The organism is Bradyrhizobium sp. CB82 (genome assembly GCF_029714405.1).
Taxonomy (GTDB): domain Bacteria; phylum Pseudomonadota; class Alphaproteobacteria; order Rhizobiales; family Xanthobacteraceae; genus Bradyrhizobium.
Genome location: NZ_CP121650.1, coordinates 1,160,328 through 1,173,709, shown reverse-complemented (window position 1 = coordinate 1,173,709; position 13,382 = coordinate 1,160,328). Strand labels below are relative to the sequence as shown.

Genomic DNA, 13,382 nt, shown 5'->3' with positions numbered 1-13,382 from the left:
GACTCGCGGAGGCTCACCTCACCCGGGTTGCATCTTCGATGCAATCCTCTCCCCAGCGGGGCGAGGTCGGGGCGCGCAACAGCGCGAGTCCCGGAGTCCCATCGTACAGCGAGCTAAGTGGCTCGCGCCAAGTGGCGCCCCCGGAAGACGGTGGAGAGAACTCACACCGCCCGGCTGTGCAGCTGCTTGGCGGCGTCCAGATGCGCATCGAAGGCGGCGGCGACGCTGCGGACGAGGAAGCGGGAACCCCTGGCGATCGCGAGCTGGTCGCCGTCGAGCCTGACCACGCCGTCGGAGATCAGCGTCTTCAACCGCGGCGCGGATTGCAGCATCGCATCGGCTCTCGCGCCATGGCGGGCGCAGATCGCGCCGAGATCGGCACCGTAGTCGCACATGATGCGCTCGATGATGTCGGCCCGCAGCCGGTCGTCGCCGGTCAGCGCGTAGCCCTTGACGGTTGCCAGCCGGCCGGCCTCGATAGCCTTCGCGTAGCCGACGATCGACACCTCGTTCTGGACATAGCCCTGCGGCAAATGACCGATGGCGCTGGCGCCGAAGCCGAGCAGAACGTCGCTCACATCGGTCGTGTAGCCCTGGAAATTGCGGCGCAGCGTCTTGTTGCCGAAAGCGAGCGCCATGGCGTCGTCCGGCCGCGCGAAATGGTCGAGCCCGATCTGCACATACCCGGCACCCTTCAGCGCGTTGGCGATCGCGCAGGCCTGATCGTTACGCGCGAGGCCGTCGGGCAGGACCGCCTCATCGATCTTGCGCTGGTGCTTCTTGAAGGCCGGCACATGAGCATAGCCGAACACCGAGAAGCGGTCGGGCGCGAGCTCCAGGCTGCGCCGCACGGTGTCGAGACAGGAGGCGATGGTCTGGTGCGGCAGGCCGTAGATCAGGTCGAAATTGACGCCCTTGATGCCGGCGCGCCGCAGATTCCGGGTGACGGCAGCGGTCTGTTCGAAGCTCTGCACGCGGTTGATCGCGAGCTGCACGCGCGGATCGAAACTCTGCACGCCGAGGCTCGCGCGGTTGACGCCGGCAAGCGCCAGCGCGTCGGTCATCTCTTGCGTCTGCGTCCGCGGATCGATCTCGATCGCGATCTCGGCTGACGGCAGCACGAAGTACGCCTGCCGGATCGAAGCCATCAATTCCGTGAAGGCCTCGGGCGCCATGATCGTCGGCGTGCCGCCGCCGAAATGGATGTGCGCGACCTTGATGCGGCGGCCGATCGTGTCGGCCACAAGGCCGACCTCGCGGCGCAGCGTCCGCTGATAGGCCGAGATCAGATCGTCGCGACGGGCGATCTGGGTGTGGCAGCCGCAGTACCAGCACATCTTGCGGCAGAACGGCACGTGCAGATAGAGCGAGGCGTTGACGCTGGCGGGAAGCTCGGCGAGCCATTGGCCGTAAGCCTCGGCGCCGACGGCGGGCGAGAAATGCGGGGCGGTCGGGTAGCTCGTATAGCGCGGCAGACGTTCGTCGCCATAGCTCACCGCAAGATCCGCTCTCATCTCTTGATCCGTTCCTGACGTCGAAATCTTGCGGAACGCCTGCCCGCAAGTCCCTTGGCTATCCCGGATCCGGCCGGTCCACCTTGCGCTCGCTCAAAGTGTCAAATGTCGGCGAAAACGTGCTGATCGTGCGCTCGCAGGCCAATCGCGACAGCCGACCGCATCTGATCGGCGGCCATGGCGACTACGTCTGGGAGACCGGCAAGTTCTCCAACGCGCCGGAGACCGGGCTCGAGACCTGGTTCATCCGCGGCGGTTCGGCGGGAGCTGCGATGTACAGGTTCCTGCAACCCGGCATCTACGCCTATGTCACGCATAACCTGATCGAGGCCGCCGATCTCGGTGCCACCGCTCACTTCAAGGTCGAAGGCAAATGGAACGACGACCTGATGGCCCAGGTGAAGGCGCCTGCGGAGGTCCCGCCTGCCGGCACCAACTAGCGACGACGAGGGGCCGGTCATCACCGGCCCCTTGTTCTTTCGGGGGATCACCATGCTGATCGCATTCAAACTCAAACTGGCGATCGCCTGCGTCGCCGGATTCGCAACGCCGCTTGCCGTTGCGCCTCTGGTCACCGACGTCGCCACGCACGGCGCCACCGAACCGGCGATCGTGGAGATCGCAGCCGGCGGTTTCACCTACCGTGCCGCCGGCGATTTCACCCGCGCGGGCCAGCAGGCCGAGGTGCCGCTGCGCAACGTCCGCTTTGCAAAGCCCCTTGCGATCATGCAGCAGCAGGTGTCCTCCGCCGACTATCAGCTCTACGTGCAGGAGGGCGCGTGCCGCGCGCTCGACCGCGGCGTCGTCGTCGCATCCGATCGCCCCGCGGTGCAGGTGAGCTGGCACGATACGCAAGCCTATGCCGGCTGGCTGTCGCGCAAGACCGGCAAGACCTGGCGCCTGCCGAGCGAATAAGGAATGGGCATTCGCCGCCGGCAGCAAGTTCAAGCGTGTCGCAGCGGCTCGGCAAGGTATTGTCGGCGAGGTCGTGACGCGCGCTGCCATTGGCAGCGCAATTCGGACTGTCGCCGTGGAAAGATTCTGGATTGCTTCGCTGACGACGTGGATACAGGTGCGCCGCTCGCATGGCCGCCGTAGGGTGGGCAGAGCGAAGCGTGTCCACCATTCGCACCGCAGTTGCGGATAGACGGTGGGCACGGCGCTATCGCGCCTTTGCCCATCCTACAAAGAAGCTCGCTTACGTATTCTTCAGCGCGACGCGGAATTCCGCTTCGGTCTTGGACTTGACCTCGTCGAGCGTGACGCCGTCGGCGAGCTCGATCAGGGCCATGCCGCCGTCGCCGTGCTTGTCGATGGTGAAGACGGCGAGATCGGTGACGACCATGTCGACGACGCGCTCGCCGGTCAGCGGCAGGGTGCAGCTCTTCAAGAGTTTCGCGCCATCCTTGGCGGAATGCTCCATCACCACCACGACACGCTTGACGCCGGCGACGAGGTCCATCGCGCCGCCCATGCCCTTGACCATCTTGCCGGGGATCATCCAGTTGGCGAGGTCGCCGTTCTGGGCCACCTGCATGGCGCCGAGGATCGACAGGTCCATGTGGCCGCCGCGGATCATGCCGAAGGAATCCGCGCTCGAGAAATAGGAGGTCGAGGGCAGCTCGCTCACCGTCTGCTTGCCGGCGTTGATGAGGTCGGCGTCAACCTCGTCCTCATAGGGGAACGGGCCCATGCCGAGCATGCCGTTCTCGCTCTGCAAGCTGACGTCCATGCCGTCGGGGATGTAGTTCGAGACCAGCGTCGGAATGCCGATGCCGAGGTTGACGTAGTAGCCGTCACGCAATTCCTTCGCGGCGCGCGCGGCCATTTGTTCGCGGGTCCAGGCCATCAGACTTCAACTCCAGTGCCGGCCGCCGGCGCACTCGCTGGGCGCGGACGGGTGTTGCGGAATTCAATACGCTTCTTGGCGGTGCCGACCTCAACGATGCGCTTCACGAAGATGCCGGGCGTGTGGATGTGGTCGGGATTGAGTTCGCCGGCCGGAACCAGATGCTCGACCTCGGCCACCGTGATCTTCGCGGCGGTCGCCATCATCGGGTTAAAGTTGCGCGCGGTCTTGCGGTAGATGAGGTTGCCGGCGGTGTCGCCCTTCCAGGCGTGGACGATGGCGAGGTCGGCGAACAGGCCGCGCTCCATCAGGTACTTCTCGCCGTCGAACTCCTTCACTTCCTTGCCTTCGGCGATCAGCGTACCGACGCCGGTCTTGGTGTAGAAGGCCGGGATGCCGGCGCCGCCGGCGCGGATGCGCTCGGCGAGCGTGCCTTGCGGATTGAATTCGAGTTCCAGCTCACCCGCGAGGTATTGCTGGGCAAACAGCTTGTTCTCGCCGACATAGGAGGAGATCATCTTCTTGATCTGCCGGGTTTCCAGGAGGCGGCTGAGCCCGATGCCGTCGACGCCGGCATTGTTGGAGACCACCGTCAGGCCCTTGACGCCGGAGTCGCGGATCGCGTCCGAGAGCGCCTCGGCGATGCCGCAGAGGCCGAAACCGCCCGACATGATCATCATGCCGTCCTTGAGAATGCCATCGAGAGCCGACTTGGCGTCGGGATAGACCTTGTTCATGCGGGAAACCTTGGGTGTGAGGCGTTGTGCCCGTTGTTGGCCGGGATTAATAGGCGAAATGGTCTTGAGCCGTCAATGATACGGGGTTTCGCCCGCTTGAGCCCGATGATAGAGGCTGCCTACGCCGTGGGCATAACCGCCTCCGCGGCCTTGAAAGCGACAAGAAAACCCATCAAGTTGCGGGACTTGCAAGTTGCGGACTGGTATTTGGGGCGCGTGAGGCCCCCGGCTCGTCCCTTTGAGCATCCGACAACAACCCGATCAGGACATGCCATTGACGATGGCCCAAGGAATGAAGCGCCTGGGGACGCCAATTGCGGCGCTGCTCGGCATCGTGCTGATCGCCCTGGTCGCGACCTCCTGGCTGATTAACCGCGAGGCGCTGCGCAAGGCGGTGGAGGGCCAGATCCGCGCCGTCACCGGCCTCGAGCTCAATGTCGCTGGCGCCATCGACATCTCGGTGCTGCCGGCGAGCTACGTCTCCTTCCATGACGTCAGCCTGAAGGGCCCCGGCGGGGACAGCGATCCGGCGCTCCATGTCGACGTGCTCACCGCGAATTTGCGGCTGCTGCCGCTCCTGCTCCAGCGCTTCGAGATCGCCGACCTGATGCTGCTGCGGCCGCATATCCACGTCAGCCTCGAAGCCAATGGCGACAGCAACTGGACTCCCTTCATCCAGACCATCGCGCGCACCATGAAGCCCGGCGCCGACAACCAGGTGTCGTTCTCCGAGATCCGGGTCCAGGACGGCGTGCTCGACTACGAGGACGTCGCCAGCCACGGCACCGAAAAGCTCGAGGACATCGACCTGTCGCTGGCGTGGCCCTCGATCTCGCGCTCCTTTGCCGCCACCGGACAGTTCGACTGGCGCGGTGAGCGCGTCGACGGCTCGATCAGCTTCTCCGATTTCGTCGCAGCGCTGTCCGGCGACCGCTCGGGCCTGAAGGCGCGGATCACCAGTCCGCCGCTGAAACTCGCCTTCGACGGCAGCGTCGCCAACCGCACCAGCGCGATGATGGAAGGCACGCTGACCATCGACAGCCCGTCCTTGCGCAACGCGCTGCGCTGGACCGGCCAGCCGCAGCCCGGCAGCGGCGGCTTCGGCCGCTTCGCGCTTAAGGCGCGCGCCAACGTGGTGGGCGCCTCGATCGCGCTCACCAACGTCAATGTCGAGCTCGACGGCAACGTCGCCGAAGGCGTGATGACCTACGCCAACAACGGCCGGCAGACGCTCCAGGCTACGCTCGCCGCCGACGCGCTCGACTTCACGCCCTACATCTCGACCTTCCGCCTGCTGGCCAGCGGCGCGCGCGACTGGAACAGGCAGCTGTTCGACCTCAACGGCCTGTCGAGCACCGATCTCGACATGCGCCTGTCGGCGGCGCGGCTGACGGTCGGACCGTCGAAATTCGGCCGCACCGCGATCGGCGCGAACTTGCGCAACGGCACGCTCGCGCTCTCGGTCGGCGAGGCGCAGGTCTATGGCGGCATCGCCAGGGGCTCGTTCGGGATCGCGCGCTCCGACACGGTCGCCGATGTCAAGGCGCAATTCCAGTTCACCGACGTCGATTTGCAGGCCTGCACCTCCGAGCTGTTCGGCATCAACAAGCTGTCCGGCCGCGGCAACATCAACGTGTCGCTGGTCGCCTCCGGCTCGAGCCCGTTCGGCCTCGTGCAATCGCTCGACGGTACCGCCTCGGTGACCGGGCATGACGGCGCGATCGCCGGCTTCAACGCCGAACAGCTGTTGAAGCGGCTGGAGCGGCGGCCGCTGTCGGGCGGCGGCAACTTCCGCAGCGGCTCGACGCCCTACAACAACATGACGTTGTCGGTGAAATTCGCTGACGGCATCGCGACCGCCGACGACATCCACATCGAGGGACCGACGGCGAAGATCACGCTGACCGGCACCGCCTCGGTGCCGACGCGCGAATACGACATGAAGGGCGTGGCGAGTCTCAACGGCGCGTCCGGCTTCGAGCTGCCCTTCGTGGTGCAGGGTCCCTGGGACGATCCGCTGATCTTCCCCGATCCGGAAAGCCTGATCCGCCGCTCGCCGGCGTCAGCACCGCTGCTCGAATCCGTGCGCAATCCCAAGACGCGCGACGCCGTGCGCTCGGTGCTCGAGCGCTTCACCGGCGCCAAGCCCGCCGCGCCCGATGCCGCGGCCGCGCCGACGGCGGAGAACGCGAAGGACAGCGCCAAGGACGGCGCGAAATCCAATTAACGCGCACGATCGGCACGACGCGAATTGATTGCCGTGAATTGATGCGTCGATTGGATCGATGCGCGACGTCAAGGCTGTTCGCGGGCGAAATCCCCCTCGACCTAGGTCTGACAAGATGCCGCTAGATCGGGCCACGGCCATGCGCTAGTGTTTTTAGCCAACCGGTTAAAACACCGGCGATTTGAGGGAGAAAAACGTGAAATCTAAGGTTGTTGGTGCACTATCACTCGCGGTCGCTGCGGTTGGGCTGTTTGCAGTCACTGCACCCGCGTTTGCCCAGCAGAAGACCATCACGGTCTGGTGGGGCAAGGGATTTTATAAATCTGAAGACGACGCGCTGATCGATACGATCAAGAAGTTCGAGGCCAAGACCGGCATCAAGGTCGAATTGTCGCAATACGCGATCCAGGACATGATTCCGAAGACGGTGGCCGCGCTCGATGCCGGCACCGTGCCCGATGTCGCCTATTCCGACTCCTATGACGTGCAGGCGCAGGGCAAGTGGGCCTTTGAGGGCAAGCTCGAGGATCTGTCCGACGTCATGGAGCCGATCAAGGACAGGTTCGTACCAAACACGCTGGAAGCGTCGATCCTCTACAATGACGTCGCCAAGAAGAAGGCCTATTACGGCTTCCCGCTGAAGCAGCAGAGCATGCACGTCCAGATCTGGAACGACATGCTGGAGAAGGCGGGCTTCAAGCAGAGCGACATCCCGACCGACTGGAACGGATACTGGTCGTTCTGGTGCGACAAGGTGCAGCCAGCGATCCGCAAGGCGACCGGTCAGCGCATCTATGCGGTCGGCCAGCCGATGGGCGTGGAATCGACCGACGCCTTCCAGTCGTTCTACACTTTCATGGACGCCTACCACGTCAAGCTGGTCGACGACGATGGCAAACTGCTGGTCGACGATCCCAAGGTGCGCGACGGTCTGATCAAGGCGCTGAAGGACTACACCGACACCTACATCAAGGGCTGCACCCCGCCCTCCTCCACGACCTGGAAGGATCCGGACAACAACGTCGCCTTCCACAACAAGACGATCGTGATGACCCACAACTTCACGATCTCGATCGCGGCGAAGTGGTACGAGGATTCCCAAAACCAGGCGCTCACACCCGAGCAGCGCGAGGCCGGCAAGAAGGCCTATGAGCAGGACATCATCACCGCGTCCTTCCCCAAGGCGCCCGATGGTTCGACCATCCGCTACCGCTCCGACGTCAAGACCGGGCTGATCTTCACCGCGGCCAAGAACAAGGCCGAGGCCAAGCAGTTCATCAGCTTCCTGCTCCAGGAAGAGAACGTCCGCCCCTACATCGAGGGCGCGCTCGGCCGCTGGTTCCCGGTGACGAAGGAAAGCCAGGCGAGCCCGTTCTGGCAGGCTGACCGGCACCGCAAGGCAGTCTACAACCAGTTCACGGGTGGCACCGCGCCGTTCGACTTCACCAAGAACTGGAAGTTCACGATCCTCAACAACGAGAACGTCTGGGCCAAGGCGATGAACCGGGTGGTGAGCGAGAAGGTCCCGGTCGACAAGGCCGTCGACGAGCTCATCGCCCGCATCAAGCAGGTCGCGGGTTGAGTCATCCTCACCTCTCCCCGCTTCGCGGGGAGAGGTGCAAGAACAACACCGCGTTTCGCGGCCGGCATCTCTTTGAAGAGTTTGACAAGAGAAGAGTTTGAAAAGAGAAGAGTTCGAAAAGAATGGCGATCACGCTCTTTGGCGATCACGCGATAGCCTCGCCGCCTCTGTCGTCGCGGCTGACCCCGGCGCAGATCTGGGGCATCGTGCTGCTCGCGCCCTATTTCCTGGTCTTCCTGGCCTTCGTCGTCTATCCCGTCTGTTACGGGCTGTGGCTGGCGCGCGATCCAGCGAACTATGTCGCGCTCTACAACGACCCGATCTTCGCACGCGCCGCAGTCAACACCCTCATCTTCCTGGTCATCGGCATCAACATCAAGATGCTGATCGCGCTGTTTCTGTCCGGCTTCTTCGTGCAGCAGCGCACCTGGATCAAATGGCTTTCGGTGATCTTCATCCTGCCCTGGGCAGTGCCGTCGATCCCGACCATCCTGTCGGTGCGCTTCATGCTCAATCCCGAATGGGGCATGGTCAACCACCTCATCTTCTCATTCACCGGCGATGACGGCCCGAACTGGCTGAACGATCCGACCGTCGCGCTGACCATGGCGATCGCCGTGCACATCTGGAAATCGCTGCCGTTCTGGACGCTGATCCTGATCACCGGACGCCTTGCGATCTCGCACGATTTGTTCGAGGCCGCCGAGGTCGACGGCGCGAGCTGGTGGCAGAAATTCCGCTACATCACCTGGCCGTCGATGCAGACACTCTACGTCACCTGCACGCTGCTCTCGATGATCTGGACGCTCGGCGACTTCAACAGCGTCTATCTGCTCACCGGCGGCGGCCCGGCCGACCTCACGCATGTGCTGTCGACGCTCGGCATCCGCTATCTCCGGCTCGACCAGCTCTCGCTCGCGATGGCTTCCATCGTCTGCGCGATGCCGTTCGTCCTGCCGCTCGTGTACTTCATGATGAAACGGTTGTCGCGATGAAGCTCCCTACCTTACGCGAAGTCGCGACCGAAGCAAAGTTGCTGCTGATCGGAATCCCGGTGTTCATCTGGACGATGGTGCCGATCTATCACATGTTCCTGTTCGCGATTTCCCCGAAGGAGGACGCGTTCTCGGGAAAACTGTGGCCTGACCATCCGACGCTGCACAACTTCTCGATCGTGTTCAATCAGCAGCACTATTTCCTGCGCGACTTCTACATCCAGTTCTGGAATTCGGTCGTGATCGCGGCATCCGTCGGCGCGCTGACGCTGTTCATCGCGACCGCCGCAGCATTTTCGATCTCGCGGCTCAAGGTGCCCGGCGGACGCGTGGTGATGAATCTGGCGCTGTTCACCTATTTCATCCCGGCGGCGTTCCTCGCCGTGCCGATGTACCGGACCATGGGCAATTACGGGCTGCTCAACAATCACTGGTCGCTGATCCTTGCGATGGTGACGATCGCCTCGCCCTATGCGATCTGGGTGTTGAAGCAGGCCTCCGACAAGCTGCCGGTGGAGCTCGATGAAGCGGCGGTGATGGACGGCGCCACCACGCTGCAGATCTTCCGCCTGGTCTACCTGCCCCTGATGATGCCCTCGCTGGTCGCGATCGGCACTTATGCGGTGCTGCTGGCCTGGAACGAATATCTCTACGCGTTCCTGCTGCTGTCGAACGACCGCGAGATCACGCTCCCCGTCGCGCTCGGCAACTTCCTCGCCGCCGACGACTCGCCGTGGGAGCTGCTCATGACGACCGGCTTCATCTACGCGCTGCCGCCGGCTGCGATCTACTACGCCTTCCGCCGCTACATGGTGGGCGGACTCACGGCGGGTGCGGTGAAGTCGTAGTCCCACACACCGTCATTCCGGGACGGTGCGTCAGCACCGGACCCGGAATCTCGAGATTCTCAGGTGCGCAATTGCGCACCATAGTTCGCGCTCACGCGCGCCCCGGAATGACAGATCAGAGTGCGGCCGCGCGCTTCCTGCGATAGGCGATCAGGAGCGCGATCGTCGAGCCGATGAAATAGCCGGCGGTCGCGCCCGAGACGACGCGGCCGACGATGATCGCGAGCGCGCGGTCGCTTGCATCGATCGCCGAGATCACGCCGACGGCATATTGCAGGCCGAACACGATGAGGTTGCGGATCAGCGGGAATGCGCCGCCCGGCCGGATGATCTCGCCGCTCTTGTGGTCCACCTCGAACGGACGCGGCGTCAGGATACCGAGCGGCAGCAGCGCCAGCGCCGCCGCGATCCAGGCGAACAGCGGCCACGCACTATCCTGATGCCCGAAGCCGATCCGCGAGACGCCCCAGACGATGAACACCACTGGCACGATCAAGGCGCGCCAGATCGGCGTCGTACGCGGCTGCATGGCCTTGATGCCCTGCCACACCAGGAAGGCGAACAGCGCGAACACCCAGACCGGGGTATGGATCAGGATCTGATAGGCAAAGGTCATGATTGCTCCCTGCTCAAAGCGGCGCCGCACTCTCGCCCTGCGAGCTCGAGAGTTTCGAGGCGAGCGAGGCAATGACGATGACGATGGCGATCAGGCCGATCACCAGCGTGCAGATCGCGTTGATCTCGGGCTTCACCCCGAGCCGCACCTCGGAATAGATCCGGATCGGCAACGTCGCCGAACCAGGGCCGGTGGTGAAGCTCGCGATCACGAGATCATCCAGCGACAACGTGAACGCCAGCATCCAGCCGGCCACGATCGCGGGCGCGATCAGCGGCAGCGTGACCGAAAGGAAGGCGCGGACGGGGGCGCAGCCGAGATCCATGGCGGCTTCCTCGAGCGAGCGGTCGAGCGAGCCGAGGCGCGACTGCACCACGACAGCGACGAAGCACATGGTGAGCGTGGTATGCGCGATCGTCACAGTCCAGAAGCCGCGCTCGGCGTTCAGCGCCACGAATAGAAGGAGCAGCGACAATCCGGTGATCACCTCCGGCATCACCAGCGGCGCGTAGAGCATGCCCGAGAACAGCGTGCGGCCACGAAATCCTTCGCCGCGCGACAGCGCCACCGCGGCCAGTGTTCCAAGCACGGTCGCAATGCTGGCCGAGGCGACAGCGACGCGCAGGCTCATCCAGGCCGCCTCGATCATGGCGCGATCGCCAAACAACTCGCGGTACCAGCGCAGCGACCAGCCACCCCACACCGTCACCAGCCGCGAGGCATTGAAGGAATAGATGACGAGAATCAGGATCGGCAAGTAGAGGAATGCGAGCCCCAGCGCGAGCGAGGCGATGTTGAAGCGGGACAGGCGAGCGCGCTTGCGCATCTCACCGCTCCTCCAATTGCCGCCGCTGCACCCGCTCGTAGAGCAACAGCGGTGCGAGCAGCACGACCAGCAGGATGATGGCGGCCGCGGACGCGACCGGCCAGTCCTTGTTGGTGAAGAATTCCAGCCACAGCGTCTGGCCGATCATCAGCGAGTTGGAGCCGGCCAAGAGATCCGGGATCACGAACTCGCCGACGATCGGAATGAAGCAGAGCAATACGCCGGCGCCGACGCCGGGCAGCGACAGCGGAAAGGTGACCCGCCAGAACACCGCCCCGGGCGGCGCGCCGAGATCGGCGGCCGCCTCCTCCAGCGCCGGCTCCATCTTGGCCAGCGTCGCGTAGAGCGGCAGGATCATGAACGGCAGGTAGGAATAGACGATGCCGAGATACATCGCGCTGTCGGTGGATAGCCACACCACCGGCCGGCTGACCAGATGCAGCCCGAGCAGGATCTGATTGAGCAGACCATCGTGCTGCAGGATGTTGATCCAGGCGTAGATGCGGATCAGGAACGAGGTCCAGAACGGCACGATCACCAGCACCATCGCCACCGCCTGCCACCGCCTCGGCAGCCGCGCCATGCCATAGGCAATGGGATAGCCGATCAGGAGCAGGATCGCGGTCGCCGTGATCGCGACGGTGAGGCTGCGCACATAGGCGAAGACGTAGAGGTCGTCGGAAACCAGCAGCTTGAAATTGTCGATCGACAGCGCACCGAAGGCGGCCTTGATCGCCGCCCACCCCGCCGTCAGATCGAACACCGGCTCGTACGGCGGCTGTGCGATCGCCGTCTGCGACAGGCTGATCTTCAGCACGAAGCCGAACGGCACCAGGAAGAACAGCGCCATCCAGAGATAAGGCGCGATCGCGGCGAAGCGCGCTGGCCTCGTGAAGATGCGGCGTGCGCTCATCGCTCCAACACCACGCAATCATCAGGCGCGAACCAGGCAACCACCTGCTGGTTCAGGCCGAAGACGTCGGTGTCGAGCCGCGCGGTGTTGGCCATCGAGGACTGCATCGTGCCGCCGGTGTCGAGCTTCACCTTGTAGCTGGTGCTGCCGCCGAGATAGCAGACGTCGGTGACGGTGCCGTTAAGCTGGTTGACCGACGACCGCTGGTCCATCCCGCCTGGGGAGCCGCGACGCGCCAGCTTCACCTTCTCGGGGCGGATAGCGACGGACATTTTGCCTTTGCCGACCGCCTCGCGCGGCTCGGTGACGACGAGCGTTCCGGCATCGCGCGTGGCAATGGTCAGGCGATCGGCTTCATGCGATTGCAGCTCACCTTCGAAAAGGTTGATGTCGCCGACGAACTGCGCGATCCAGCGCGAGCGCGGCGCTTCATAGAGCTCGCGCGGCGATGCGACCTGAACGAGCTTGCCGGCGTCCATCACGCCGATACGGGTCGCCATCGTCATCGCCTCCTCCTGGTCGTGGGTGACGATGATGAAGGTCATGCCGAGCCGGCGCTGCAACTCCATCAACTCTCCTTGCGTGCCCTCGCGCAGCTTCTTGTCGAGCGCCGCCAGCGGCTCGTCGAGCAGCAGCAGTTGCGGGCGGCGCGCCAGCGCACGCGCCAGCGCGACACGCTGACGCTGCCCGCCGGAGAGCTGGTCCGGCTTGCGCTTCTCCATCCCCTCCAGCTTCACCAGCGCCACCATCTCAGCCACGCGCGTGGCGATATCGGCGCGCGCCATGCCGGCGCGCTTCAGGCCGAAAGCGATGTTGTCGCGCACCGACAGATGCGGAAACAGCGCGTAGCTCTGGAACATCATGTTGATCGGCCGCTCGTGCGGCAACGCCTGCGCGATGTCAATGCCGCCGAGCAGAATGCGCCCTTGGTCCGGCGTCTCGAAGCCTGCCAGCATGCGCAATAGCGTGGTCTTGCCGCAGCCGGAGGGACCGAGCAGCGCAAAGAACTCGCCCGCCCCGATGTCGAGCGACACGCCGTCGACGGCGCGGAACGCGCCGAAATTCTTCACCACGCCGTCGATGCGCAGCAGCGGCCGATCCGCCGCCGGATGCACTTCAGGCCTGGCCGCGTCCGCAGCCTCGATCCTCTCTCGTTCGTCAGCCATGTTCCCTGCCGGCCCCAATGCTGCCGCACGCTAAAGCGCGATGAGACTAGGATGCATCGTCATCGCGCTTTAGGTTATTGCTTGCGCATGATCTTTCCGGAAAACCGCT

At 64.3% G+C, this 13,382-nt stretch carries 12 protein-coding genes and 1 pseudogene; 6 read left to right on the top strand and 7 right to left on the bottom strand.

The window, feature by feature from the left end:
* Nucleotides 1-161: 161 nt before the first annotated feature.
* Nucleotides 162-1,514: an oxygen-independent coproporphyrinogen III oxidase gene (gene hemN / locus QA640_RS05570; RefSeq protein WP_283039745.1), complete on the bottom strand. Its 1,353-nt coding sequence runs from the start codon at nucleotides 1,512-1,514 to the stop codon at nucleotides 162-164.
* 101 nt (nucleotides 1,515-1,615) lie between these two features.
* On the opposite strand from hemN, the pseudogene QA640_RS05565 reads away from it, so the two are divergent.
* Together QA640_RS05565 and QA640_RS05560 are read left to right on the top strand one after the other, a co-directional pair.
* A pseudogene (locus tag QA640_RS05565) lies at nucleotides 1,616-1,954 on the top strand (nitrite reductase, copper-containing); the annotation flags it as partial.
* Nucleotides 1,955-2,006: 52 nt separating this feature from the next.
* Nucleotides 2,007-2,429 (top strand): SUMF1/EgtB/PvdO family nonheme iron enzyme, encoded by a 423-nt coding sequence (locus QA640_RS05560; protein ID WP_283039744.1) that lies wholly within the window; start codon nucleotides 2,007-2,009, stop codon nucleotides 2,427-2,429.
* A gap of 283 nt (nucleotides 2,430-2,712) precedes the next feature.
* Here QA640_RS05560 and QA640_RS05555 read toward each other — a convergent pair whose 3' ends face one another.
* Both QA640_RS05555 and QA640_RS05550 read right to left on the bottom strand, forming a co-directional pair.
* Nucleotides 2,713-3,363: a 3-oxoacid CoA-transferase subunit B gene (locus tag QA640_RS05555; protein ID WP_283039743.1), complete on the bottom strand. Its 651-nt coding sequence runs from the start codon at nucleotides 3,361-3,363 to the stop codon at nucleotides 2,713-2,715.
* Complete coding sequence (locus tag QA640_RS05550; protein ID WP_283039741.1) at nucleotides 3,363-4,100, bottom strand: CoA transferase subunit A; 738 nt, start codon at nucleotides 4,098-4,100, stop codon at nucleotides 3,363-3,365. Before QA640_RS05550 ends, QA640_RS05555 begins: the two co-directional genes overlap by 1 nt.
* A 280-nt stretch (nucleotides 4,101-4,380) precedes the next feature.
* Between QA640_RS05550 and QA640_RS05545 the strand changes: the two genes are divergently transcribed.
* The 4 genes from QA640_RS05545 (at nucleotide 4,381) to QA640_RS05530 (ending at nucleotide 9,752) form a co-directional block, all read left to right on the top strand.
* Nucleotides 4,381-6,327: an AsmA family protein gene (locus QA640_RS05545; RefSeq protein WP_283042729.1), complete on the top strand. Its 1,947-nt coding sequence runs from the start codon at nucleotides 4,381-4,383 to the stop codon at nucleotides 6,325-6,327.
* Nucleotides 6,328-6,523: 196 nt separating this feature from the next.
* The gene (locus tag QA640_RS05540) at nucleotides 6,524-7,909 is read left to right on the top strand and encodes an ABC transporter substrate-binding protein (RefSeq protein ID WP_283039740.1); all 1,386 of its coding nucleotides are present in this window, start codon (nucleotides 6,524-6,526) and stop codon (nucleotides 7,907-7,909) included.
* A gap of 122 nt (nucleotides 7,910-8,031) precedes the next feature.
* Complete coding sequence (locus tag QA640_RS05535; protein WP_283039739.1) at nucleotides 8,032-8,904, top strand: sugar ABC transporter permease; 873 nt, start codon at nucleotides 8,032-8,034, stop codon at nucleotides 8,902-8,904.
* Nucleotides 8,901-9,752, top strand: a complete 852-nt coding sequence (locus QA640_RS05530; RefSeq protein ID WP_283039737.1) for a carbohydrate ABC transporter permease — start codon at nucleotides 8,901-8,903, stop codon at nucleotides 9,750-9,752. Before QA640_RS05535 ends, QA640_RS05530 begins: the two co-directional genes overlap by 4 nt.
* A gap of 115 nt (nucleotides 9,753-9,867) precedes the next feature.
* Here the strand turns inward: QA640_RS05530 and QA640_RS05525 are convergent, their stop codons facing one another.
* Genes QA640_RS05525 through QA640_RS05510 form a run of 4 tightly spaced genes read right to left on the bottom strand, consistent with a single transcriptional unit; the run spans nucleotide 9,868 to nucleotide 13,273 of the window.
* Nucleotides 9,868-10,368 (bottom strand): DUF6622 family protein, encoded by a 501-nt coding sequence (locus QA640_RS05525; RefSeq protein WP_283039736.1) that lies wholly within the window; start codon nucleotides 10,366-10,368, stop codon nucleotides 9,868-9,870.
* Nucleotides 10,369-10,381: 13 nt separating this feature from the next.
* Nucleotides 10,382-11,194: an ABC transporter permease subunit gene (locus tag QA640_RS05520; RefSeq protein WP_283039734.1), complete on the bottom strand. Its 813-nt coding sequence runs from the start codon at nucleotides 11,192-11,194 to the stop codon at nucleotides 10,382-10,384.
* Nucleotide 11,195: 1 nt separating this feature from the next.
* Nucleotides 11,196-12,107, bottom strand: a complete 912-nt coding sequence (locus QA640_RS05515; protein ID WP_283039733.1) for an ABC transporter permease — start codon at nucleotides 12,105-12,107, stop codon at nucleotides 11,196-11,198.
* Nucleotides 12,104-13,273 (bottom strand): ABC transporter ATP-binding protein, encoded by a 1,170-nt coding sequence (locus tag QA640_RS05510; protein WP_283039732.1) that lies wholly within the window; start codon nucleotides 13,271-13,273, stop codon nucleotides 12,104-12,106. Before QA640_RS05510 ends, QA640_RS05515 begins: the two co-directional genes overlap by 4 nt.
* Nucleotides 13,274-13,382 lie beyond the last annotated feature (109 nt).

What these genes read in the sequence shown, in the direction of transcription:
- QA640_RS05515 (WP_283039733.1), bottom strand. Translation starts at nt 12,107, where the DNA reads ATGAGCGCACGCCGCATCTTCACGAGGCCAGCGCGCTTCGCCGCGATC.
- QA640_RS05525 (WP_283039736.1), bottom strand. Translation starts at nt 10,368, where the DNA reads ATGACCTTTGCCTATCAGATCCTGATCCATACCCCGGTCTGGGTGTTC.
- QA640_RS05555 (WP_283039743.1), bottom strand. Translation starts at nt 3,363, where the DNA reads ATGGCCTGGACCCGCGAACAAATGGCCGCGCGCGCCGCGAAGGAATTG.
- QA640_RS05510 (WP_283039732.1), bottom strand. Translation starts at nt 13,273, where the DNA reads ATGGCTGACGAACGAGAGAGGATCGAGGCTGCGGACGCGGCCAGGCCT.
- QA640_RS05530 (WP_283039737.1), top strand. Translation starts at nt 8,901, where the DNA reads ATGAAGCTCCCTACCTTACGCGAAGTCGCGACCGAAGCAAAGTTGCTG.
- QA640_RS05535 (WP_283039739.1), top strand. Translation starts at nt 8,032, where the DNA reads ATGGCGATCACGCTCTTTGGCGATCACGCGATAGCCTCGCCGCCTCTG.
- QA640_RS05520 (WP_283039734.1), bottom strand. Translation starts at nt 11,194, where the DNA reads ATGCGCAAGCGCGCTCGCCTGTCCCGCTTCAACATCGCCTCGCTCGCG.
- QA640_RS05545 (WP_283042729.1), top strand. Translation starts at nt 4,381, where the DNA reads ATGGCCCAAGGAATGAAGCGCCTGGGGACGCCAATTGCGGCGCTGCTC.
- hemN (WP_283039745.1), bottom strand. Translation starts at nt 1,514, where the DNA reads ATGAGAGCGGATCTTGCGGTGAGCTATGGCGACGAACGTCTGCCGCGC.
- QA640_RS05550 (WP_283039741.1), bottom strand. Translation starts at nt 4,100, where the DNA reads ATGAACAAGGTCTATCCCGACGCCAAGTCGGCTCTCGATGGCATTCTC.
- QA640_RS05560 (WP_283039744.1), top strand. Translation starts at nt 2,007, where the DNA reads ATGCTGATCGCATTCAAACTCAAACTGGCGATCGCCTGCGTCGCCGGA.